A 24,269-nucleotide genomic window follows, 5' to 3' on the forward strand; every position below is an offset into this window, starting at 1 on the left:
GAGTCCTTTAATCTGATTGATTTGACTTTGCCCATAGAGGTAGCTTTGAGGATTATGAGGCAAAGGTAGCAAATCTATATGATATAAACTAATTATGAACATCTACTTACAAAAGTATAATATACACTCTGACAAACCTGTATATGGATTACGGCTCTTTGTACCAATATTACAGAATGTTGCTTATACGGATAATATGTATTAAATTTGCTACGAACACAATAATTCGCATAAATGAAACAGGAAGTTATCAAACTGGAGGAGGTCAATAAATTCAATGATATATTCGGACTCGAAACACTTCATCCTATGGTGAGCGTTGTCAATCTGTCCAAAGCTAAGGAATGGCCTGAAACTCTCACAATAAATTATGGCGTATATGCCGTTTACCTGAAAAAAACGAAATGTGGCGATCTGACATACGGAATGCAGGAATACGACTACGACGAAGGAACTATAGTATGTTTCGCACCTGGACAGGTAGTGACATCTTATATGAATACCGATACAAAGCCGGAGGGCTACGGAATACTGTTTCATCCCGACTTTATACACGGCACTGCACTCGGCAAAGACATAAAAAGATATTCGTTCTTCGCTTACGATTCGAAAGAAGCTCTTCACCTGTCAGAAGATGAAAAGAAGATAATCATGGAATGTTTCGGCAATATCGAAAGAGAACTACGAAGCCATCAGGACAAACACAGCCAGAGGATTATTACAGCGAACATCGGACTGATGCTTGACTACTGTCTGCGTTTCTACGACAGGCAATTCGAAACAAGAGAGGTATCCAACAAGAACGTGATAGTGCAGTTCGAACGTCTGCTTGACGATTATTTCGACAGCAAGGCTCCAGCCGAAAACGGATTGCCTACGGTGAGATACTTTGCCGAAAAGGTGTTCCTGTCGCCAAACTATTTCGGCGACATGATAAGCAGACAGACAGGAAAAACGGCATCGGAATACATACACGGCAAAGTAGTAGATAAGGCAAAAGAAAAACTGCTATCCACACAGATGACAATGACTGAAATAGCCTACGAACTGGGATTCCAGTATCCACAACATCTGAGCCGGATGTTCAAAAAAGAAGTTGGCTGTACACCAAACGAATACAGAATGCAAAGAATATGAGTTTTTTTATTACTTTTGGACACGAAATAGAATAACATTAACAAAATAATAACATAATCGAACATGAAAACAGAACAAGAAAAGCCGACGGGGCTGCCTGAGAACGCGTTCCGTCCGCTGAAACCGGGCGAGAAATATGAGCCTCTCATGTCGCCTTCGAAGAATTATCCTGAAGTAAACCTGTGGTCAGTGACATGGGGTATAGTAATGGCTGTGATTTTCTCAGCTGCAGCCGCCTATCTTGGACTAAAGGTAGGTCAGGTATTTGAAGCCGCAATACCTATTGCCATTATAGCGGTTGGTGTGTCAAGCGCCACAAAGCGTAAAAACGCACTGGGTGAAAACGTAATGATACAGTCTATCGGAGCATGCTCCGGAGTAATCGTTGCAGGTGCAATATTCACTCTGCCTGCACTTTATATCCTTCAGGAAAAATATCCTGAAATGACAGTGAACTTCATGCAGATGTTCATCAGTTCCCTCCTTGGAGGTGTATTGGGTATTCTTTTCCTTATTCCATTCCGTAAATATTTCGTAAAGGACAAACATGGCGAATATCCTTTCCCTGAAGCTACAGCCAGTACACAGGTTCTTGTGTCGGGCGAGAAAGGCGGCGACCAGGCCAAACCTCTTCTCATGGCAGGACTTATCGGAGGTTTGTACGATTTCATAGTAGGTACCTTCGGATGGTGGAACGAAAACTTCACAAGCCGCATCTGCAGTGCAGGCGAAATGGTGGCAGAGAAATTCAAACTGGTTTTCAAAATCAATACAGGAGCTGCAGTACTTGGATTGGGATATATCGTAGGTCTGAAATATGCAGCCATAATATGTGCCGGTTCGCTGGTGGTTTGGTTCGTTATAGTACCTGGATTCGCGCTTGTTTTCGGCGACCAGGTTCTAAACACATGGAATCCGAATATCGCTACAGCCGTTAAAGACATGTCGCCGGAAATGATATTCAGCGAATATGCCAAAAGTATAGGTATCGGCGGTATAGCAATGGCCGGTATCATCGGTATTGTCCGTTCATGGGGCATAATCAAGGGAGCCGTAAGTCTTGCAGCCAAGGAAATGGGTGGCAATAAAGCTGAAGGTAACGTAGAACGTACTCAGCGCGACATTCCTATGAAGATTATTGCTTTCGGTTCTATCTTCACATTGCTGCTCGTCCTGCTTTTCTTCTACTTCGACGTCATGCAGGGCAACGTGCTTCACACTGTAGTGGCACTTCTGCTTGTGGCAGGTATAGCATTTCTCTTCACTACTGTTGCAGCTAATGCAATTGCCATAGTAGGTACAAACCCTGTTTCGGGTATGACTCTTATGACTCTTATCCTTGCATCAGTAATCATGGTAGCTGTCGGACTGAACGGGGCTACAGGTATGGTTGCCGCACTGGTTATGGGTGGTGTGGTATGTACAGCACTGTCAATGGCGGGTGGTTTTATCACAGACCTAAAGATAGGTTACTGGCTGGGAAGCACTCCTAAGAAACAGGAAACATGGAAATTCCTCGGAACACTGGTTTCTGCTGCTACTGTAGGCGGAGTTATAATGGTCTTGAATGATTCTTACGGATTTACAAGCGGACAGCTAGCCGCACCTCAAGCAAATGCTATGGCAGCCGTTATCGACCCTCTTATGAACGGTGTAGGTGCTCCATGGGCTCTTTACGGAGCAGGTGCTGTATTGGCAATTGTACTTACTTATTTCAAGGTTCCTGCACTGGCTTTCGCACTCGGTATGTTCATTCCTTTGGAACTTAACCTTCCTCTATTGGTAGGTGGTGCTATAAACTGGTACGTGACAACAAGAAGCAAAGACGAATCAGTAAATCAGGAACGTGGAGAGAAAGGAACATTGCTCGCATCAGGTTTCATTGCAGGAGGTGCACTTATGGGTGTAGTAAGCGCAGTGATGAGATATTGCGACATCAACCTCATAAACGAGTCATGGCTGGCAAATCCTATGAGCCAGTTGGTTTCGCTCGTAGCATATGCTCTACTTATTATATATCTGGTAAAAGCCAGTATGTCTATCAAAAATAAACGGTTATGAAAAAAAATATATTAATTATGAGTTTTATTATAATCTCATCTGTTCTAAGTGCACAAAAACCTATTGAAATCAAACTATGGCCTAACGGTGCACCAAACGACAATAATCTGAAAGAACAAAAAGAAAATGGACCATTATATGTTGCAGAACCAACATTGTATGTATATCCGGCCGAAAATCCAAACGGCATGGCTATTATCGCTTGCCCTGGAGGAGGATACTACGGATTGGCGACTGCTCACGAAGGTCACGATATGGCTGCCTGGTTCAACGGCATGGGTATCACATATTCAGTTCTTATCTACCGTATGCCTAACGGCAACAATGAAGTACCTTTAAGCGATGCACACCAGGCTATCAGAATAATGCGTGGAAAGGCACAGGAATGGAAATTCTCCAAACTTGGAATAATGGGATCTTCCGCAGGAGGACATCTTGCAAGCACTGCAGCCACTCATTTCGATGAAACGACAAGACCAGATTTCCAGATACTCTTCTACCCTGTCATAACCATGGACAAGAGATATACACACATGGGATCAAGAAACAATCTGCTTGGAGAAAATCCGGACAATAAACTGGTAGAGAAATACTGTAACGAAAAACAGGTAACACCACAGACTCCTCCTGCATTCATCATGCACAGCAGCGATGACAAAACTGTACCTGTGGAAAACAGTATAAACTATTATATGTCGCTTGTAAACAACGGAGTTCCCGCATCATTGCACACATACCCTATCGGCGGACACGGATGGGGTTATCGCGACAGCTTCATCTATAAGAGACAATGGACAGGCGAACTGGAAAAATGGTTGAGAGAATTAAACAAATAAATATACAGAAAATTATCCCAACTATTTGTAAAACAAAAGAAAAGCAGTATCTTTGCACCCGCTATTACGAGATAATAGCATAATTCAAATCATTAACATTAAAAATTTAACGTTTAAAAAATGGCAACTAAAATCAGATTGCAGAGAAACGGACGCAAAGGTTATGCGTTCTATTCAATTGTTATTGCAGACGCAAGAGCACCACGTGATGGTAGATTTACTGAGAAAATTGGTACTTACAACCCAAACACCAATCCTGCCACAGTAGATTTGAATTTTGAACGTGCATTGCACTGGGTATTGGTAGGTGCACAGCCTACAGACACAGTTCGCAACATCCTTTCTAAAGAAGGTGTTTACATGAAGAAACACTTACTTGGTGGTGTTGCCAAAGGTGCATTCGATGAAGCTCAGGCTGAAGCTAAGTTCAACGCTTGGAAAGAAAACAAGCAGAACGGTCTTGCTGCTTTGAAAGCAAAACAGGAAGAAGCTAAGAAGGCAGAAGCTAAAGCACGTCTTGAAGCTGAAAAGAAAGTAAACGAAGAAATAGCTAAGAAAGTAGCTGAAAAGAAAGCTGCTGAAGCTGCAGCAAAAGCTGAAGCAGAAGCTGCTACTGAAGAACCAGCTGCTGAAACTGCAGAAGCTCCTGCAGAAGCATAAAACTTCAAGCTTATCTTTAAAGAACACAAAGAGATGTTTCCCAAAAGGAGACATCTCTTTTTTTTGCATATTCAATAAATAAAAATCCAAAAACGTAAAAATTATAAGAAAAATGTATTATTTTTAATGAAATATTTCATTTTTCATATCTTTTATCTTATATTTACAAAAACAATATAAAATACAAGAGATATGAACATTTTCAATTTAGACGAAGAGACTTGGGAAAGAATACATAAAGACATTGAAAGTGTAGTTGCTTTATTCCCATGTAATGCAAATGAGAAACAAGATCTAATACATGATGCCATATTACATGTCATCAATCGTTTGAGTACAAGTTACTATGAAAAAGGCAAATTTGATGTCTGGGTTAAAAAAGTTACATTAAACTTTTGCAAAGACAGAGTTACAGACCCGCGTAAGAAAAACACTAGTTACTATGAAGATTTGTCCAAAGAGCCAACTTTCCCATATAAATATTACTCAGACGACATTAAAGACAAAATAGCCTTGGAAATAATGGATGAATCAATAGAGGAACTTGAATATCTGGAAAAACAAATTATAATAGGAAGGATAAATAAAGAGTCATATTTTGCATTAGCAACAAAATTCAATAAGAATAAGAAAACAATAATAAAGTATTGCCACAAAGCTCTTACTGAGCTACGGGAAATAATAAATAAAAAATACTCAGAAAGGTATGGAGAAAAATACATGGACAACAACGATGAATGACTTATTTTCCCTATAATAGACGAAAAGGACTCAATTGATAGGAATTACTGATACAGTTAGAAATAACCGCATAGTGACAATATATCCCACTGATTCGTATGTAAATTATACAGGGATATTCAGTAAATGTCCTTAAAATATATGATGGCATATGAAGATGATATAACATAATCACTCCATATGCCATTTTTCTTGTAGTTTTTCTATATTTTCTCTCTTGATTCTAACCGTTAAGACATGACTCTCCGGAAGAAGTCTGCTAACCTCTTCTGATTCTGGTTATGAAAATCATGTCATTCCGCTTTAGCTGTTCTGTTCCTGATTTTGTCTATCATCAGTACTGCATTTGCCGTATGTATTCCGAAGAAAATCCACAGGATTTCCGTTTTCATGTTCCGTGCCTTTATCCTTGATAGTGAGTAATGTTGCTTCTGAGTTCCGAAGCTTCCTTCAAGCCTGGTAGCTCTTTCCCTTGACAGCTCACTTCTGAGAACCTTTCTTAAGTGTTCATCCTTTGCGGCTCTTCCTTTGCGTACGAAGGAAGTGGATATACTATATTTAGTACAAAATTTTCTGTTGTCATTATTGGCATATATGGAGTCACCTGCCGCACATGTTACCCTTACTTTCATGAGCTTCTGCTGCATACGGATACAGTTCTTCAGGCGTATACCCTCATTGAAAGCCTTGAACGAGATGTATTCGATGAACGATATGCCGTCTATCTGTATGTTGTTAACCTTTGCACCGAACTCGACGGGTTTGGTTTCCTTGCCTCTTACGATGGGACGTACATAATGACGGTCAATACTTACAATACGGTCACTGACCTTACGGCCTTCAAACATTTCCTTTTCCTGTACTAGAACTTTTCTGATGATGGAAAGACGTTTTTGGTAATCCTTCGTATATCGTAGTGCGGTTCCGTACTTTCTATGAATCTCATCCATCTGTATGAGAAGTTTTTCAAGAAGCCTGATCATACGACGCTTGAGCATCCTTGTCCTGGATGCCTTTCTTTTTCTTTTCTTACAGTATGACAGATAGGAATCTGCAATATCAGCATATTTGTTGCGTGGGCGTCTTATGCCAAGCTCCTTGCAATGCCGGCAGATATGTCTGTAAAGCCATTCGAGACATTCCCAAAGGAGCTTCATGTCTGTAGGGAAACGCATATGGCTCTCATAGCAAGTGGCATCTGTCATGCACACGTGAAGGTTCTCAAGATATGGTTTCCAGTGTGTGGCCAGTATCTCCTGAAGGGATTCAATGTCAAGACGGGCTGCTATCTCATTACGGATGGCACTGACTATCTTGTAGTTGGTTATGGGGAAAGACGGGTCTATCATGATTCCGCAGAACATCTGGTAATGTATGTTGCCGTTAAGATGTTCCACAAGATGTCTGTCAGAAAGTCCGGTATAGGCCTTCAGGATCATAAGGGCAATCTTTGCGGAAGGACTGAATATGTTCCTGCGTCCAAGACGATTTTCAGACAGCCCCATGGCTTTTGCCATAACTTCAAAAGGAAACACTGAATGAAGCCTGCCAAGCTCACTCTCATTAAAACTCTTGCGATATTTTTCCAGAATATCAAATTCTGTAAAACCCAAAGTAGGGTGAATTTCCGAAATATTTTGTATCTTAGCCATATCTTTATTGGGGGATTTCCCCCGTTTTGGCCGTCAAACCTTATTTTCGGGGGAATACCTAAAGATACAAAAAAGCCAACTAATTCGCAACACTTTGTGTATGAATTAGTTGGCTAATTTTATACTATTTACTGAATGTCCCTATACAAATTTGTGGGATACATTGTTTTAAAATAAGAAATGTGTGAAATGAAAAAATACGAATCATTTACACACACCTAATATAAAGTATTTTCTGAATGAAGTTTAGATATAAAAGAAGCCGCACCCGAGGCGTGACGAAACTCCGATAGACATGATTTGAGAGCTCAATTCCTTTGTAATCCACCGGCATAAATGCTACCCGAAGGCGTGGCCCGCCATTAGAATGTGAAGCTTGTCTCGGTATTTCTTATAATTTGATGAGTTTCCCGATTCTGCAAGTGCGGCTATATTTTTGTATTACAAATATAATACAAAAAATTAATATTACAAAGTTTCACCATCATTTTAATACAAAAAAAAGCTGCTCTCATTTGTGAGAACAGCTTTTTAATAACTTTTTATTCCTTAGAAGCTATTAAGCAGCTTTTGCCTTAGCAACAACAGCCTTGAATGCTTCTGGATGATTCATAGCTAAATCAGCTAAAACCTTACGGTTGATTTCAATACCAGCTTTGTGCAAAGCACCCATCAGTTTAGAGTATGACATACCTTCCAAACGAGCAGCTGCATTGATACGCTGAATCCACAATGCACGGAAGTTACGCTTCTTATTCTTACGGTCACGGTAAGCATAAGTCAAACCTTTTTCCCAAGTATTCTTGGCTACTGTCCATACATTCTTTCTAGCACCAAAGTAACCTCTGGTTAAACCTAAAATTTTCTTTCTTCTTGCTCTTGAAGCAACGTGATTTACTGATCTTGGCATAGTTTTAATTCTTTTTTGAATGAAAGCGCCGATATTTTACAATCGGACTTAAAGCTAATACATTCGGTTAATAATTTAAATGATACAAAATACGCTTTTAAAGCTAAAATTACTTCATGCAAAGAAGTTCCTTTACCTGGCTTAGGTTTGAGTTGTGAACTAATCCTGAGTGTACAAGGTTTCTTTTTTGCTTTTTAGTCTTCTTAGTCAAAATGTGACTATGAAAAGCGTGCTTTCTTTTGATTTTACCTGTTCCGGTAAGAGTAAATCTTTTTTTAGAACCGGAGTTAGTCTTGATCTTTGGCATCTTGTTTAAATTTTTAATTATTATTATTCTAAAGGCAATAACGCACTATACCTGCGCGCTATACGCTCTTGTTTTTTAATCTTCTTCCTCTTCAGTTTTAGCGGCTTTAGCTTGTGGAGCAGCTTTCTTTGGAGCCGGACCTTTCTTAGGAGTCAATGATATTATCATTCTTTTACCTTCAAGCAACGGCATCTGCTCTACTTTAGCATACTCTTCAAGGTCATTTGCAAAACGTAATAAAAGAACTTCGCCCTGTTCCTTAAAGAGGATTGAACGTCCCTTGAAGAATACATAAGCTTTTACTTTATCACCGTCCTGCAAGAAACCTATTGCATGCTTAAGTTTAAAGTTATAGTCATGCTCATCTGTCTGTGGTCCGAAACGGATTTCCTTAACATTAACCTTAACCTGCTTAGCTTTCTGTTCCTTAGCGCGTTTTTTTAACTGATAAAGGAATTTAGAATAATCTATAATTCTACAAACCGGTGGAACAGCATTGGGTGAAATTTCAACTAAGTCAGCTTCATGCTCTTCGGCCATCTTTAAAGCTTGCGCCAACGGATAAACTGCTGATTCAATATCATCGCCCACTATGCGGACTTCTTTGGCACGAATCTGTTCGTTGATTCGATGTTGCCCTTTTAAATTGTCATTCTTCATTAATAACTTTTATTCCAGTTTGAATTACGTTTTTATAAATTATTCTTTAATAGTTTTTACACCGTTTTCATGAATATTTAATTCGTATTCATGAAAACGGTTGCAAAGTTACCATTTATTTATCATATTATGAACTTCTTCTGCAATATTTTTTGCAAAATCTTCTATTTTCATGCTTCCTTTGTCGCCTTCACCCTGTTTTCTTACGGCTACTTCGCCATTTTCAGCTTCTTTTTCACCTACGATAAGCATGTAAGGGATACGTTTCATTTCATTATCACGTATCTTACGTCCGATTTTCTCGTTTCTGTCGTCAACCAAGGCACGGATATCATATTTCTTAAGTTCCATACGAACATGGTCAGCATATTCATTGAATTTTTCAGAAATAGGAAGAATTGCAACCTGATCAGGAGTCAACCACAATGGGAACTTACCAGCTGTATGTTCGATAAGAACAGCAACGAAACGTTCCATAGATCCGAATGGAGCACGGTGAATCATCACAGGACGGTGCTTCTGGTTATCCGATCCCATATATTCCAACTGGAATCTTTCCGGCAAGTTGTAGTCAACCTGAATAGTACCCAACTGCCAACGGCGTCCCAGAGCATCCTTAACCATAAAGTCTAGTTTAGGACCATAGAATGCAGCCTCACCATATTCTATTTTTGCAGGCAATCCTTTTTCCTGGCAAGCCTCGATAATAGCCTGTTCAGCCTTTTCCCAGTTTTCTTCAGATCCGATATATTTTTCACGGTTCACTTTATCTCTCAATGAGATCTGAGCCTCGAAGTTTTCAAGTCCCATCGAAGTAAACACGATTGAAATAATATCCATTACACGCAAGAACTCGTCTTTCACCTGGTCAGGACGGCAGAACAAGTGAGCGTCATCCTGTGTAAAGCTACGTACACGAGTCAATCCATGCAACTCACCACTCTGCTCGTAACGACATACAGTACCGAACTCAGCGATACGCAAAGGAAGGTCACGATAAGAACGTGGAGAGTTTTTGTATATCATACAGTGATGAGGACAGTTCATCGGTTTCAAAAAGTACTCTTCTCCTTCTTCCGGTGTATGGATTGGCTGGAATGCATCCTTACCATATTTTGCATAGTGACCTGAAGTGACATAAAGAAGCTTGTTACCTATTGGCGGACACATTACTTCCTGATAGTCATATCTTGCCTGGATACGACGCAAGAAATCCTGAAGACGGATACGAAGAGCTGTTCCCTTTGGCAACCACATAGGCAATCCCTTACCTACTGTATCAGAGAACATGAACAGATCCATTTCTTTTCCTATTTTACGATGGTCGCGCTTCTTAGCTTCTTCAAGCAATGCAAGATATTCATCGAGCATTTTCTTCTTAGGGAAAGAAATACCATAGATACGTGTCATCTGTTTACGGTCTTCCTGTCCTCTCCAGTATGCACCTGCCACTGACAACAGTTTAACGGCCTTGATAGGAGCTGTAGAAGTCAAGTGTGGACCACGGCACAAGTCTGTAAATGCACCCTGAGTATAAGTAGTGATATGTCCGTCTTCCAATTCAGAGATAAGTTCGCACTTATAAGTTTCTCCTCTTTCGCCGAACATTTTCAATGCATCTTCTTTTGAAATGTTTTCACGAACCAATGCCTCTTTCTTGGCAGCCAGTTCAATCATTTTCTTTTCTATGGCAGGAAGGTCACCTTCTTTAATAACAGCATCACCCGGATCTACATCATAATAGAAACCGTTTTCGATAGCCGGACCGATACCAAACTGAATTCCAGGATAAAGTTCCTGAAGAGCCTCAGCAAGCAAGTGTGCACTTGTATGCCAGAACGCATGTTTACCCTGTTCATCATCCCATTTGTAAAGAACAAATTCAGCATCTTCGTTTATAGGACGACTCAAATCTATAGTCTCACCATTTACGCTGCACGCCAAAACATCCTGTGCCAAACGTGAGCTTATGCTTTCTGCAATCTGCAGACCGGTTACGCCTTCGTTATATTCACGAACGGAACCATCCGGGAAAGTTATCTTAATCATGATTTTTATATATTAATCTTATTTTTACTCAGTTTTATCCGCAAAATTAGTAAAAGTTTCTATAATAGGTTTCTTTTTGATATAAAAGTTAGTTTTCTTTAGCCGTAAAACGTTTTATGATATTATAAGCAGAGAATATACCCAATTCTCCTGCCTTGCTCAAATCCTGTATTCCAAGCCTATTGTTTCCAAGGAAAATATGAGTTAATCCTCTATTAAAATAAGCATCCGCAAGATTTGGTTCTATCTCCAAAACCTTATTATAATCAGCTATTGCTCCACGATAATCTTTCATTATGGTAAGGATATTGGCCCTGTTATAATATGCATATACAAAATCAGGAGCCAGCTCTATCACCTTATCCAAATCATCACGTATCTTAGCATAATCCAAAGACCTCACCTGTGCTGTCTTATCGTCTGCAACTACTATCTCGAAACTCTTTTCACGCTTTCTATACTCCAGTTCCTTATAATGAATTAATGCACGACTGAAGTATGCAGGGAAAAACGTACTGTCTTTCTTTATACATTCATTCAAGTCATTGATAGCATTGTCAAAATCCTGAACCAGATAAAAATCCAGCGCACGTGAATAATAATTCAATGCATTTTCCGGATTATTGGCTATAGAAGCCGACAGACGGTCTATGGAAGCAAAATGCTGCTTAACCTGATCCTCGCTTAAAGCCATTTCACTATTCGTGATAATCAACCTTTGCGGGAACAGGTGTTTTTCATTCATTCTGGCTATTCTATCATTGAAGTTAACCTGTCTTCTCACCTCATCCTTACGTTCATAATAAGTCAAGGCAAACATTGGCTGAGGAAGAATATTGATATTCTTATCCTGCACCCTACCGCGATAGTTAGTCCTGTATTTGCTATCTTCTTCATCATTGTCGGCAACAACGATTTTGCGATAGTTGTTCATATTCTTATCAGACTTCTTTCTTGTCTTGTCATTCGAAGCTGTATTATTCTTATTTCCGGTCTGTGCGTCAATTTGAGCTTTAAGCATTACTATCTCATCAGCGTCAGCCCTCTTAAGGTCTCCCATTTTACGATAAGCCTCAGCCCTACACTGATAACCAGGCATAAAGTTCGGATATTCGTCCAACACCAAAGTATAATCTTCCACAGCTCCTTTATAATCTCCAGTCTTACTACGGAGCAATCCTCTATTAAATGCAGCCATCAGATTGTCCGGTTCCACATTCAATACGAAGTCAAAATCCTCTATAGCCCTGTTGTCATCACCTACCTGAGCTCTTAACAGTCCTCGGTTGTAATGTCCAATCAAATTATCCCTATCAATATCCAGAGCGATATCATAATCAGCCATAGCGCCTCGCAAGTTATTCTGATAATACCTTGCCAAAGCCCTGTTTATATATATTCCAGAATTTTTAAACGAAAGTCTTGCAGCCTCATCAAAATCCGATTCCGCCTCTGCATATTTACTTCTCTGCATAAATAATACAGCCCTTGAAGCCCACGGGTCCGGATTATAACGGTCCATTTCTATAGCTTTGTCAGCGTCAGACATGGCCTGTATTGTATCCTTCATTTTCAATGACACTTCCGTACGCATCAAATAAGCATCAGTATATTTCGGAGATAATGAAATGAGAGTATCAAGTTCGGCTCTTGCCGTAGGATAGTCTTTTTTCTGAATTCTACATAGTATAAGATTATGCCAGAACGCTTCATTTTCAGGCTCTATAGTCAAAGCCTTACGATAATCGGCTATCGCACCGTCAAAATTTTCCTGACGTATTCTGGCTATTCCCCTTATCTGGTATGTATTGGCAACAAACGGATTCCTGTCTATCGACTGCGTACAGTCAGCTTCAGCACCTTGCAAATCATCCAGATTCAGTTTTGCAAGTCCACGATAAAAGAAAGGTTCCGCCAAATATGGTTTTGCATTGATAACTTGATTAAAATATTGTATTGACAATACATAATCCTCAAAATAGAGAGCATTCTTACCTATAGTCATAACCCTGTCCGTATTTATTTGCGACAGGGCCACTACAGGTGTCATCAAGCCTATATATAATATGTATAGAAGCTTTTTTATCATTTTACAGTTTTCACCTTGTAAGCACAGCGTGCTTTACCTTCAACCATCTTGTTAAGTTTTCCTCTAATCATCTGTTTTCTCAATGGAGACAGATGGTCAATGAACATAGTACCATCCAAGTGATCGAACTCATGCTGCATAACTCTTGCCAGATATCCTTCCACCCATTCATCATGAGGATTAAGATTTTCGTCAAGGTATGTCACATGTATTTTGTCAGGACGTTTTACAGTCTCATGTACTCCAGGTAAACTAAGACAACCTTCTTCCATTGAGACAATTTCATCACCTGTTTCAATGATATGTGCATTGATATATGCACGTCTGAAATCCTTGAATTCCGGCATTTCGTCTGAAAGAACATCAAGATTTATCACAACCACACGGATTGGCAATCCTATCTGTGGAGCAGCCAGACCTACCCCATCAGCACGATCCATAGTCTCAAACATATTTTCAATCAATTCTTTCAGGTTCGGATAATCCGGAGTTATATCTTCAGCCTCCTGACGCAATACAGGTTGGCCATATACGTAAATCGGTAAAATCATCTTTATTATTTTATTCTGTTATTAATATTTTTTCGATTCTAGATACGACTGTAAAATTATAGTTGCGCTTATCTCATCCACCAACGCCTTGTTTTGCCTGTCCTTTTTCTTCAAGCCTCCAGCCAGCATAGCCTGATGAGCCAATACAGATGTAAACCTTTCGTCAACCAATTCCACAGGAATTGCAGGAAGCAATTTCTTCAGTCTGTTCATAAAAGGAATAATATTCTTCATATTCTCCGAATCCTCATAATTCATCTGTTTAGGATGACCGATGATAATCCGTTCCACCTTTTCCTGAGCGACATATTTCATAATGAAATCCGCAAGTTCATGTGTAGGCACAGTTGTAAGTCCGCTTGCAATAATCTGCATCGGATCTGTAACAGCTATCCCAGTACGCTTTCTTCCGTAATCAATTGCTAAAATCCTACTCATAAGTGGCAGCAAATTTACAAATTAATTTATTACAGCCTTATATATATAACTTAAAAAATCCTAGCATTTGGTTAATACACCAGACCTACATTATCAATCCAAAGAGTATTTCCAGGTGAACCAACAAACGCACCGCCTATGCTTGAAGTGAACTGTACAATGATATGAGTTGGAGTTTCATCCTTGTCTGCCCATCCGTCTTCTTTTATCATCACGCTCTCGCCTTTGCTGTTGCGTGCATGATATCCACCGGTTCCCAAAGCCATAAGTTCAGGCACATAGTTAGCGTTGCCGGTTATATTGCCATACATTATCTCGTATGTAGCACCTTTCTTCCAGTCGGAATTATCCGAGTATTTCACCGCAGCAGTTCCAACTCGCTTCGCTATTATATTCCCTTCAGCATCTTCTGTTCTTTTTTGAAGATAACAAACCATTATTGCCGCATCCTTACCTTTCACTACAGTTTTCTTGCTGAAGCCAGTCATACGTATCCTATCTTTCTGATCAGACATTTTCACTTTATAGTCATAACGTATAGCCTTTGGCCTTTTCGAGAAGAGGACACCACAATTCAACTTTTCTTCACCATTCTTAGTACCGGTTATCGGTTCTTTAATATCTCCAAGAAACATAGAACCTGATGCCAGCACAGAGATATTTACCAGTCCCAACACCTTGACACTTTCAATATGAGTTTCCAGACGCGCACACTTGCCATGAGTGAGTTTTTCCGGAAACACACTCGTATTTGTCTTTACTATACCTGCCACTTTAGCCATGACATTAGAATTTCCCCATGGCGAACCACCCTGATTTTTATATGGAATATTTCCGTCAAAATCCATCTCAGGCCCCAGTTCATACAAATATTTAACGTTACCACCTATAATGGACGACTCTTCTATCCTACGCGTTACCCAACTGTCCATGTCACCGTACTTAAACAATTCAAATTTCTCTTGTGCCACAGACGACATTGCTACCAACAAGCAAATTATACAAACATAATACCTATTCTTCATAATACATCAAAATAAAAAAAACAATTCGCAAATGTACAAAAAAAAGCGATAGCCTAGATGCCATCGCTTATAATATGAAAATTAGAATAATAATTCCGAGCTATTTTCCATTAATACACACGGTATAACAACCATGAGCCCTGGAAATCCTGACGGTTAGGATATTTAGCCTTAAAAGCATCTCTTGCAGCAGCAGCCTCTTCTCTTGTATCGAAAGATGCTACAACAACGCGATACATATTACGTTCCGCATTATATACAACTTTTGCATTATAACCCTGTCCGTCAAGTGTTGATTTCAAACCGTCAGCATTAGCTTTTACACCAAAACTTCCACACACAACACTGAATGCCTTAAGTCCATCTCCTGAAACAAGTTCAACTTTCTCTTCACGAACAGGAGCAGGAGAAACAGGAGCAGGAGTCTGAACAGGAGCAGCCTCTACCACCGGAGCTGGTTCAACCACTTCTTCCTGAGCTTTCGCCTCAGCCAATTCGTTCTGTTTAGCTTTCTCATATGCTTTTTTATAAGCACTTTCACTTGATTTGCAAGAAGAGAATGCCAATACAAGGCATAATCCCATTCCTAATACGAATAATTTTTTCATGTCGTCTTTATGTTTATTTTGATTTATAAATTCACCTTCCTGGCTTTTCGTGGCAAAAGTAGTAATATAAAGCTTTCAATGCAGTTAAAAACCGTTAATTATACATTTATCAGAATAAAATGATAATTTTTTACGGATTAAGACGGACAAAATACAATCTTTTTTATTAGATTTGTAGAAACTAAAACAATAAACCTGTTTATGATACCGTCATTCAATATTGTCTGCATATCAATTTCTATGCAACAATAATTAAAGACGCATCATACACAACGATAAAACACTATTATCATGAAAGCATTGAACATTGTAGCAGCATTCTTGGGCGGAGTAGCTCTTGGTGCAGCAGCCGGAATCCTATTCGCTCCGGAAAAAGGCGAAGACACTCGTAGAAAAATAGCTGAAATCCTTCGCCAGAAAGGAATCAGACTAAATCGTGCTGAAATGGAAGACTTAGTTGACCAGATTGCAGCAGAAGTGAAAGATGCAGAGTAAAAAGACTTCAGACAGAAAAGACAATATTTCTGTCAGTTTAAGATTTTGAGAAAACTCATTAGGGATTTTAAAAGGAAAAGCCGCTCACGCAAACGCGACTGACGGAACTTCCTTTTAAATTTCCCTTTTTTATTAATTATAAAGTAAAGACAAATATGTTTGCCAACGACAAAAGCATTGACAATCTGGAAGCATTGTTCAAGGAAATAAAAAAATATATAGAGCTTCAGGGACAATACATCAAGCTTGACCTGGTGGAAAAGCTCACCATTCTCATATCAACACTTATCCTGATCTGCGTCCTCATCGTTCTGGGGATGACAGCCTTGTTTTATTTCTCGTTCATGCTGGTTTATACGATAGACTCTTTTGTCAATAATATTATTGCCAGTTATGCTATAATCGGCGGCTGTATATTACTACTCGGCATTGTAATATATATCCTCAGACAAAAAATAATCTTCCAGCCGATGGTCAATTTTCTGGCACGATTATTCCTAGAGGATAAAGATAAAGAAGAAAACAACCCTAAAAAATAATATACAATGAACGAAACAACCAAATACAGCATACAAATCATCTCTGACAGGAAAAACAGCAAAAAGGCAGAGCTGAGAGCCTCAAAGGAAAGAATCCACGAACTGACGCAGAACCTTTTCTCACCACCTGAGACAAAAAGCAAAATGGATCTGATGATACACCATTTTAACACCGGAATGGCTGCATACGACGGTATTATGACAGGAGTAAAGATATATAGAAGAATAAAAGAAATATTCTCCGGCAAAAAACACAAAAAACTATCATAGGCCAACTGTTTATGACACGGTTATTTTTATTATGTTTGCGCTGAATTTCAATTTAATATTTATAAACCAAAAGAAATTATGAAGAAAACTTGGACAATCATCACTGTTATAGCAGTAATCGCAATTCTAGTAATTTACAGTATTTCATCTTATAACTCACTCGTTTCGCAAGACGAATCGGTAAGCACAGCATGGAGCAATGTAGAAAACCAGTACCAGCGTCGTGCCGACCTTATCCCTAACCTTGTGAATACCGTGAAAGGATATGCTGCACACGAAAAAGAGACTTTGGATGCTGTAGTATCGGCAAGATCGAAAGCTACACAAGCTACTATCAGCATTGACGATCTTACTCCAGAAAAGCTTCAGGCATACCAGAAGGCACAAGGCGAAATAGGTGCCGCACTCGGCAGACTACTTGCTATAACAGAGAACTATCCGGACCTTAAAGCAAACGAAAATTTCCAGGCTTTGCAGGCTCAGCTTGAAGGAACAGAAAACAGAATCAGTGTGGAACGCAGAAAATTCAACGAAATAGCCAAGAGTTACAACACAACAATCCGCCGTTTCCCTAAAAATATCATAGCCGGACTCTTCGGATTCGAGAAACGTCCTTATTTCGAAGCAGCCGAAGGTTCTGAAAAAGCACCGGAAGTAAAATTCTGATACGACTATGAGAAGACTGCATTTCGTAGCAATACTGCTCGCATTGTGCTGCTGCATGACGGCTACCGCAAAAGAATATAAGGTAAAAGATGTTCCTATGGTACATCTCATGGATCGTACCCGCTACGTCAGCAATCCTGACAATATTCTTTCTGCATCGACTGTTGCCGCCATAGACACCACACTGTTTTCACTGGAGCAGAAAACAGGAATACAGGTTCTTGTAGTAGCAGTAGAACAGATTGAAGGTGGCGACTGTTTTGATTTTGCATACCGCCTCGGTCAGGAAAACGGAGTCGGACAGAAAGAAAAAGACAACGGTCTTGTTATACTTCTCGTAACAGGCGAACGCTGCATACAGTTTGCAACCGGATACGGACTTGAAGGTGTATTGCCTGATGCCATCTGCAAGAAGATACAGGTACGATACATGAACAAGGCCTTCTCACAAGGGAATTGGGATGCAGGAATGCTTGCCGGAATAAAAGCCGTAAGAGGATATCTTGACGGAGAAAACGGAACGCCGGATAAGCCTGGCTCCGGATCAGGTGAAGATTCTATAATATTGTTCCTGCTGCTTTTCGGTGTCATTGGATTTACAATGTTCTATCTTTGGCTTACCGTCAGACGACAAAAACGTTGTCCTAAATGCCATAAACAGACAATGAAAGTCATTTCCAGACGCACCATAGCCAAATATCCTACATACCATATCGAAGAAACAGTGTCATGCTGCTCAAACTGCGGCCACTATGTACGCAAGGAACAGCGTGTGGATGATGAGAACAATCATCACCACGGAAGGCGGAGCGGACCGTTCGGTGGAGGCATCTTCATGGGAGGAGGCTTCGGACGGGGCGGTTTCGGAGGCGGTGGCTTCGGAGGAGGAAGTTTCGGCGGTGGCAGCTTCGGAGGTGGAGGAGCCGGAAGTAAATTCTAATCAAAATACCGACATTATTTGCTGCCGACCACTGTCAGCAACACTGCCCACACCTGTCGGCAACATGAGTTATAATATTATTTCTACCATAAATCCGGTAATAAACCAACCTACTAATATAAATATAAAAACGAGATAAAATGTACAACAACACATTTGGAAATATATTCCGTCTGACCAGCTTCGGCGAATCACACGGAAAAGGTATAGGAGGAGTAATAGACGGCTTCCCTGCAGGAATACATATAGACATGGATTTCATCCAAAAAGAACTCGACAGAAGAAAACCCGGACAGTCTGCCATAACAACTGCACGCAAGGAATCAGATCAGGTTGAATTTCTTTCTGGAATATACGATGGAGTTTCCACAGGATGCCCCATAGGTTTCGTGGTATGGAACACCAATCAGCATTCAGGCGATTATGACAACATGAAGGATGTCTTCCGTCCGTCGCATGCTGATTTTACATATACTCAAAAGTATGGACTGCGCGACCATTGCGGAGGAGGCCGTTCATCGGCACGTGAAACCATCTCACGAGTTGTTGCCGGAGCACTGGCAAAAATAGCCTTGAAACAGTTGGGAGTTGAGATTACAGCTTACACATCACAGGTGGGTGAACTGAAACTCGACAAGGATTATACTTCATACGATTTAAGCGAGATTGAAAAGAATCCTGTGAGATGTCCGGACCCTGTTATGGCACGGACAATGGCTGAACTCATTCTGAAGACAAAAGGTGAAGGCGATACCATAGGAGGAACTGTTGATTGCGTGATAAAAGGATGCCCTATCGGTCTCGGCCAGCCGGCATTCGGTAAACTCCATGCAGCATTAGGCAATGCAATGCTCACAATCAATGCCGCAAAAGGTTTCGAATACGGACAGGGATTCGGCAACATGAACATGAAAGGCAGCCAGCAGAACGATATCTTCTATAACGACAACGGCAAGATAGCTTTCCGTACAAACCGTTCAGGAGGTATCCAGGGAGGTATAAGCAACGGACAGGACATATACTTCAAAGTAGCATTCAAACCCGTCGCAACAGTACTTATGGAACAGCCTACAGTGGATAAAGACGGTAACGAAACAATATTAAAAGCGAGAGGTCGCCATGACCCGTGCGTACTTCCAAGAGCAGTTCCTATAGTGGAAGCTATGGCAGCCATGACCATACTCGATTATTATCTGTTAAACAAAACAACAACTCTATAACCATGGAAATAAGGAAATACATTGAAGAAAACGAACAGCGTTTCATCGACGAACTTTTCAGTCTGATACGCATACCTAGCATCAGTGCCCTGCCTCAGCATAAGGAAGATATGCTGGCATGTGCCGAAAGATGGAGACAACTCCTAATCGAAGCAGGTGCAGACGAAGCTATTATCATGCCTTCACAAGGCAACCCATTGGTATATGCCGAAAAGAGAGTCAATCCTGATGCGCCTACCGTATTGATATATTCACACTACGACGTGATGCCTGCCGAACCGCTCGAACTCTGGAAAAGCAATCCTTTTGAACCCGAAATCAGAGACGGACATATCTGGGCAAGAGGTGCCGACGACGATAAAGGTCAGGCAATGATTCAAGCCAAAGCATTCGAATATATGGTGCGCGAAGGCCTCCTGAAGCACAACGTAAAATTCATTTTCGAAGGAGAAGAGGAAATAGGTTCACCTAGTCTTAATGCTTTCCTAAAAGAACACAAGGAACTTCTTAAGGCTGATGTTATCTTAGTATCGGACACAAGTATGCTTGGCAAGGATCTCCCGTCACTCACTACAGGTCTGCGCGGACTGGCATACTGGGAGATAGAAGTCACAGGTCCCAACCGCGACCTTCATTCAGGACATTTCGGTGGTGCCGTAGCAAATCCTATCAATGTACTTTGCAGTATGATAGACAAGATTACTGATGCCGACGGACGTATCACCGTACCTCATTTCTACGACGATGTGGAAGATGTTCCAGCAGAAGAACGCGAGATGATTGCAAACATACCTTTCGATGAAGAGAAATACAAGAATGCTATCGGAGTAAAAGCATTGAAGGGCGAAAAAGGATATTCAACTCTTGAACGCAACAGCTGCCGCCCTTCGTTCGACGTATGCGGTATCTGGGGAGGATACACAGGCGAAGGCTCAAAAACCGTACTTCCTTCGAAAGCATACGCAAAAGTATCATGCAGACTTGTACCACACCAGAACCACGAAAAGATTTCAAAGCTTTTTGTTGACTATATCAACGAAATAGCTCCTAAATACGTACAGGTGAAAGTAACTCCTATGCACGGTGGCGAAGGCTATGTATGCCCTATTTCACTTCCGGCATATAAGGCTGCCGAAAAAGGATTTGAAAAAGCATTCGGCAAGAAACCACTGGCAGTACGCCGCGGAGGAAGTATTCCAATCATAAGCGATTTCGAACAGATTCTTGGAATAAAGACAGTACTGATGGGATTCGGACTTGAAAGTAATGCCATCCATTCTCCAAATGAGAACTTCCCTCTAGACATATTCCGAAAAGGAATAGAGGCTGTAGTTGAATTCCATAAGGAATACAGCAGTCAGCTATAAATCAAAACATAAAAAAAACGGTTTCATCATCATTTTCAGATACATGAAACCGTTTTTTTCATTTATAAAGTTGCTTATTCAGGCAAAGCCACAATTCCCAATTTCTTCTTACCGTCCATCTTAACTATAAGCGGAGATTTGAATCTTACCCAACGCAAATATTGTGTTTCTTCCACGGCCGGCAGACTGTTCAGAAATTCCTGATTATAGATACCGTCGTTCATAAACGCATTGATGGTGAAATATCCCACTCCGAATGATGTCAGATTCTGGAAGAAGTGAGTACCCTGACTTGGATCGACACGATAATTTGTCAGTCCGGCTTCTACTATTATTCTTGCAGCTGAGATATTAGGCCACTTTACCGGTATTCCAAGCCATGTGTCGCTACTACCCCATCGGCCCGGACCAACAAGTACATAGTGCTTTCCTTCGTCCAGGAATTTACGGTTAAGTTTCTCTATATCATATGCTATCAGCTGATTATTCGAAGCTGAATATCCATCAGTCTTGACATATATCAAATCGCATATATCGCCCATTACTCCATGACCGAGAGAGTTTTCACTCTTCAATATTATCTTATCTTCCGGAATCAGGCTCAGGTCTTCATCCAGATCTGCCTTTATATCAACCATCGGACGTATCTGAAGGAGATAGAAAACTCCTGTTTTGTTGTTTGCATCGAAGTTCACGGCGAACTCAATTTCTACAGGACGACGCATCTCGCCCTGTCCATACTTCTGCGCCAATTGCAAAAGGCGAGGCAATGGAAAGACATCATGCTGAAGAATATTGGCAAATGTTATCACCTTTCTTCCACCAGGATAAATACCATCGCGTATCACCATATCATATGGATCGTATGTAGAGGCAATATAGTTCAATGCACCGTCGGCCTCAGCATCCTTGACATGCAGTTTAAGAAGATTGAAACCATCATCAAGCGAAAAATTCTGTCCTGTGTTCTTGAGGTCTAGCGCATAAAAGCGTGTCTGCGTCTCGCGAAGAGCAATATCCATCTCACTAGTCTGCAGTACCTTGTCAGGATGATAAGGACAAACCCTCAAAGTAAGCCCACCATCTACTATATATTTACCAAGTCCCAAAGCCAAACTTACCGTTCCCTCTTCGGCAAGTTCATCATTTATAGGATAATAATTGATTGAACGTGCCACACCGGAAATGGCAGGATAATATCTGTCACCATACTGTGTACCAACCACTTCCTGAAGTATCACAGCCATCTTTTCCTGGTCAATCAAGTTACTGGTAGCCTGCATGTATGCCTTACTGTCTTTATAGAATACTGATGCATAAACTCCTTTTATGGCATCACTCAGCATACGGAGCATCTCGTATTTATCCTCCATATATGGTATCATATATGTGGAATATATACCTGCGAAAGGCTGATAATGAGAATCCTCAAGAAGGCTGGACGAACGTATGGCTATAGGTGATTTCACCACATCGAAGAAAGCAAAGAAATCCTCTACCAGTCTGTCCGGAAGCTTGGCACGAAGAAAGGCCCTCAAGATAGTTTCATCATCAGCATCACTCAATGCCAACTGGTAAAGACGGTTGCTGTCCATAAACTCATCGAATATATCAGTACACAGAACAACAGTCTTAGGTATGGCAACAGATGCATTCTCAAAATCATCGAAATCAGGATGACGCTTAATCATATTGTCGATAAATGCCAGACCACGTCCTTTACCTCCCAATGAACCTTCACCGATACGGGCAAAATTGGAATAACGGTCGAAACGCTCGCGCTTGAATTCTGCCACAACGCCCTGATTTTTCATTTTCCTATAGCGTACGATGGCTTCGAATATAATCTGCCTGTGAGCATCAAGGTCTTGAAGTGACTCCCACGTTACCTGTTTCAAAAACTCAGCTACAGGGAAAATGGCGCGTGAATAAAGCCAGCGTGAAACGTGGTTACGACTGATATGATAATGGAAAGAATCTGCCGGAATAGAAAATACTATATTCTGCAATTCCTTCAGGTTATGGACTCTTGCCACCTCCTCCTTTGTCTTAGGATTGATAAATACGAAATCACCGAAACCGAAATTTTCAGAAACAGCCTCACGGAGATCGATATTCATCTTTTTGGAATTCTTGTCAACAAATACCGCCTTACACTCATCAGCATACTTACGGTTATCTACTTCAGACGACTGAAGAATCAGAGGCATAAACGGATCACGACTACGCACTTCCTTTAGAAGTTTTATTCCGGCTAAAGGATCTATCTTGCCGTCATGAGGAAATCTGGCATCTGATATTATACCCAACACGTTATTGCTGAATGTTTCATACAGCTTCATCGCTTCTTCGTATGAACGTGCAAGTACGATTTTAGGACGACCACGCATACGCAACGTACGCTGGTGTTCGTTCAATGCCTCGGTTGCAAACTCCTGACTTTGCTTAAGCACGAACTTGTACAGATTAGGAAGAACAGACGAATAGAAACGTATTGAGTCCTCCACAAGCATTATCATCTGTACACCCACTTCCTTTATATCGTGTTCCAGATTCATCTTGTCTTCTATCAGCTTGATGATTGACACAAGAAGGTCTGTATTACCAAGCCAGCAGAACACATACTCGAACACACTAAGGTCTTCATGCTCCATTCTTTCTCTGATACCATGTGAGAACGGAGTCAGAACCACGATAGGTATATGCGGATATTTGGCCTTGATGTCACGGGCAATATCGAAAGTGTCGCTGCTGTCAGTTCCAGGCATACATATAACAAGATCGAACATGGTATTTCCCAACTGTTTCCATGTTTCTTCTGGAGTAGAAACCTGTGTAAAGCGTGGCGGATAACGCAAACTGAGATTCATATACTCTATGAAAATTTTCTCATCTATACGTCCGTCATCCTCCAGCATGAAAGCATCGTATGGATTTGCCACGAGCAAAACATTGAAAATTCGTTTTGTCATCAGATTGGCAAACTGAGTATCCTTGAAATAAAGCTGATTTAACTTTAACTTACTGAGCATAGGATTTATTATTTAT

The 24,269-nt window shown here is 40.6% G+C and carries 23 protein-coding genes; 12 read left to right on the forward strand and 11 right to left on the reverse strand.

Annotated elements, in window-relative coordinates; all coding sequences use genetic code 11:
- Nucleotides 1-234: 234 nt before the first annotated feature.
- From H6A61_RS11660 to H6A61_RS11680, 5 genes are all read left to right on the forward strand, one after another.
- On the forward strand, nucleotides 235-1,137 hold the full coding sequence (locus tag H6A61_RS11660) for a helix-turn-helix domain-containing protein (RefSeq protein WP_204393807.1): 903 nt from the start codon (nucleotides 235-237) through the stop codon (nucleotides 1,135-1,137).
- 63 nt (nucleotides 1,138-1,200) lie between these two features.
- Complete coding sequence (locus H6A61_RS11665) at nucleotides 1,201-3,198, forward strand: OPT family oligopeptide transporter (RefSeq protein ID WP_204393809.1); 1,998 nt, start codon at nucleotides 1,201-1,203, stop codon at nucleotides 3,196-3,198.
- Entirely contained in the window at nucleotides 3,195-4,034 is an 840-nt protein-coding gene (locus H6A61_RS11670; RefSeq protein ID WP_375338170.1) for an alpha/beta hydrolase, read from the forward strand. Before H6A61_RS11665 ends, H6A61_RS11670 begins: the two co-directional genes overlap by 4 nt.
- Nucleotides 4,035-4,154: 120 nt before the next feature.
- Nucleotides 4,155-4,694 (forward strand): 30S ribosomal protein S16, encoded by a 540-nt coding sequence (locus H6A61_RS11675; RefSeq protein ID WP_204393811.1) that lies wholly within the window; start codon nucleotides 4,155-4,157, stop codon nucleotides 4,692-4,694.
- Between the two features lie 192 nt (nucleotides 4,695-4,886).
- Nucleotides 4,887-5,435 (forward strand): sigma-70 family RNA polymerase sigma factor, encoded by a 549-nt coding sequence (locus H6A61_RS11680; protein WP_204393812.1) that lies wholly within the window; start codon nucleotides 4,887-4,889, stop codon nucleotides 5,433-5,435.
- Nucleotides 5,436-5,728: 293 nt separating this feature from the next.
- On the opposite strand, the gene H6A61_RS11685 is transcribed toward H6A61_RS11680, so the two are convergent.
- From H6A61_RS11685 to H6A61_RS11730, 10 genes are all read right to left on the reverse strand, one after another.
- Nucleotides 5,729-7,087 (reverse strand): transposase, encoded by a 1,359-nt coding sequence (locus H6A61_RS11685; RefSeq protein ID WP_204393814.1) that lies wholly within the window; start codon nucleotides 7,085-7,087, stop codon nucleotides 5,729-5,731.
- A gap of 559 nt (nucleotides 7,088-7,646) precedes the next feature.
- Nucleotides 7,647-7,997 carry a 50S ribosomal protein L20 gene (rplT, locus tag H6A61_RS11690; RefSeq protein ID WP_007560377.1) on the reverse strand — a complete coding sequence of 117 codons (351 nt, stop codon included), beginning with the start codon at nucleotides 7,995-7,997 and terminating at the stop codon, nucleotides 7,647-7,649.
- A 109-nt stretch (nucleotides 7,998-8,106) separates the two neighbouring features.
- On the reverse strand, nucleotides 8,107-8,304 hold the full coding sequence (rpmI, locus tag H6A61_RS11695) for a 50S ribosomal protein L35 (RefSeq protein ID WP_154043878.1): 198 nt from the start codon (nucleotides 8,302-8,304) through the stop codon (nucleotides 8,107-8,109).
- Between the two features lie 75 nt (nucleotides 8,305-8,379).
- Nucleotides 8,380-8,964 (reverse strand): translation initiation factor IF-3, encoded by a 585-nt coding sequence (infC, locus tag H6A61_RS11700; RefSeq protein WP_154043879.1) that lies wholly within the window; start codon nucleotides 8,962-8,964, stop codon nucleotides 8,380-8,382.
- A 108-nt stretch (nucleotides 8,965-9,072) separates the two neighbouring features.
- Complete coding sequence (gene thrS / locus H6A61_RS11705; protein ID WP_204393816.1) at nucleotides 9,073-11,013, reverse strand: threonine--tRNA ligase; 1,941 nt, start codon at nucleotides 11,011-11,013, stop codon at nucleotides 9,073-9,075.
- Nucleotides 11,014-11,101: 88 nt separating this feature from the next.
- Complete coding sequence (locus tag H6A61_RS11710) at nucleotides 11,102-13,102, reverse strand: tetratricopeptide repeat protein (protein ID WP_154043881.1); 2,001 nt, start codon at nucleotides 13,100-13,102, stop codon at nucleotides 11,102-11,104.
- Entirely contained in the window at nucleotides 13,099-13,653 is a 555-nt protein-coding gene (gene def, locus H6A61_RS11715; protein ID WP_154043882.1) for a peptide deformylase, read from the reverse strand. The genes H6A61_RS11710 and def overlap by 4 nt, the downstream gene beginning before the upstream one ends.
- Before the next feature lie 21 nt (nucleotides 13,654-13,674).
- Nucleotides 13,675-14,091 (reverse strand): Holliday junction resolvase RuvX, encoded by a 417-nt coding sequence (gene ruvX, locus H6A61_RS11720; RefSeq protein ID WP_154043883.1) that lies wholly within the window; start codon nucleotides 14,089-14,091, stop codon nucleotides 13,675-13,677.
- Nucleotides 14,092-14,162: 71 nt separating this feature from the next.
- Nucleotides 14,163-15,116 carry a PCMD domain-containing protein gene (locus tag H6A61_RS11725; RefSeq protein WP_204393818.1) on the reverse strand — a complete coding sequence of 318 codons (954 nt, stop codon included), beginning with the start codon at nucleotides 15,114-15,116 and terminating at the stop codon, nucleotides 14,163-14,165.
- 110 nt (nucleotides 15,117-15,226) lie between these two features.
- Nucleotides 15,227-15,724, reverse strand: a complete 498-nt coding sequence (locus H6A61_RS11730; protein ID WP_204393820.1) for an SPOR domain-containing protein — start codon at nucleotides 15,722-15,724, stop codon at nucleotides 15,227-15,229.
- A 291-nt stretch (nucleotides 15,725-16,015) separates the two neighbouring features.
- On the opposite strand from H6A61_RS11730, the gene H6A61_RS11735 reads away from it, so the two are divergent.
- The 7 genes from H6A61_RS11735 to H6A61_RS11765 all read left to right on the forward strand — a co-directional run bounded on the left by H6A61_RS11735 (nucleotide 16,016) and on the right by H6A61_RS11765 (nucleotide 21,221).
- Nucleotides 16,016-16,219 (forward strand): YtxH domain-containing protein, encoded by a 204-nt coding sequence (locus H6A61_RS11735; RefSeq protein WP_154043886.1) that lies wholly within the window; start codon nucleotides 16,016-16,018, stop codon nucleotides 16,217-16,219.
- Nucleotides 16,220-16,374: 155 nt separating this feature from the next.
- Nucleotides 16,375-16,758 carry a phage holin family protein gene (locus H6A61_RS11740; RefSeq protein ID WP_204393822.1) on the forward strand — a complete coding sequence of 128 codons (384 nt, stop codon included), beginning with the start codon at nucleotides 16,375-16,377 and terminating at the stop codon, nucleotides 16,756-16,758.
- 6 nt (nucleotides 16,759-16,764) lie between these two features.
- Nucleotides 16,765-17,028, forward strand: coding sequence for a hypothetical protein (locus tag H6A61_RS11745; protein WP_204393824.1), 264 nt, complete (start codon nucleotides 16,765-16,767; stop codon nucleotides 17,026-17,028).
- A 78-nt stretch (nucleotides 17,029-17,106) separates the two neighbouring features.
- A complete protein-coding gene (locus tag H6A61_RS11750; protein WP_204393826.1) occupies nucleotides 17,107-17,694 on the forward strand; it encodes a LemA family protein in 588 nt (195 codons plus the stop codon).
- Nucleotides 17,695-17,701: 7 nt separating this feature from the next.
- Nucleotides 17,702-18,634 carry a TPM domain-containing protein gene (locus tag H6A61_RS11755; protein ID WP_204393828.1) on the forward strand — a complete coding sequence of 311 codons (933 nt, stop codon included), beginning with the start codon at nucleotides 17,702-17,704 and terminating at the stop codon, nucleotides 18,632-18,634.
- A gap of 140 nt (nucleotides 18,635-18,774) precedes the next feature.
- Nucleotides 18,775-19,854: a chorismate synthase gene (gene aroC, locus H6A61_RS11760; RefSeq protein ID WP_204393830.1), complete on the forward strand. Its 1,080-nt coding sequence runs from the start codon at nucleotides 18,775-18,777 to the stop codon at nucleotides 19,852-19,854.
- A gap of 2 nt (nucleotides 19,855-19,856) precedes the next feature.
- Nucleotides 19,857-21,221: a dipeptidase gene (locus tag H6A61_RS11765; protein ID WP_204393831.1), complete on the forward strand. Its 1,365-nt coding sequence runs from the start codon at nucleotides 19,857-19,859 to the stop codon at nucleotides 21,219-21,221.
- Nucleotides 21,222-21,295: 74 nt separating this feature from the next.
- On the opposite strand, the gene H6A61_RS11770 is transcribed toward H6A61_RS11765, so the two are convergent.
- On the reverse strand, nucleotides 21,296-24,253 hold the full coding sequence (locus H6A61_RS11770; RefSeq protein WP_204393833.1) for a PEP/pyruvate-binding domain-containing protein: 2,958 nt from the start codon (nucleotides 24,251-24,253) through the stop codon (nucleotides 21,296-21,298).
- Nucleotides 24,254-24,269: the final 16 nt, after the last annotated feature.

Origin of the sequence: Bacteroides caecigallinarum (assembly GCF_016901995.1) — a bacterium.
GTDB classification, from domain to species: domain Bacteria; phylum Bacteroidota; class Bacteroidia; order Bacteroidales; family Bacteroidaceae; genus Phocaeicola; species Phocaeicola cellulolyticus.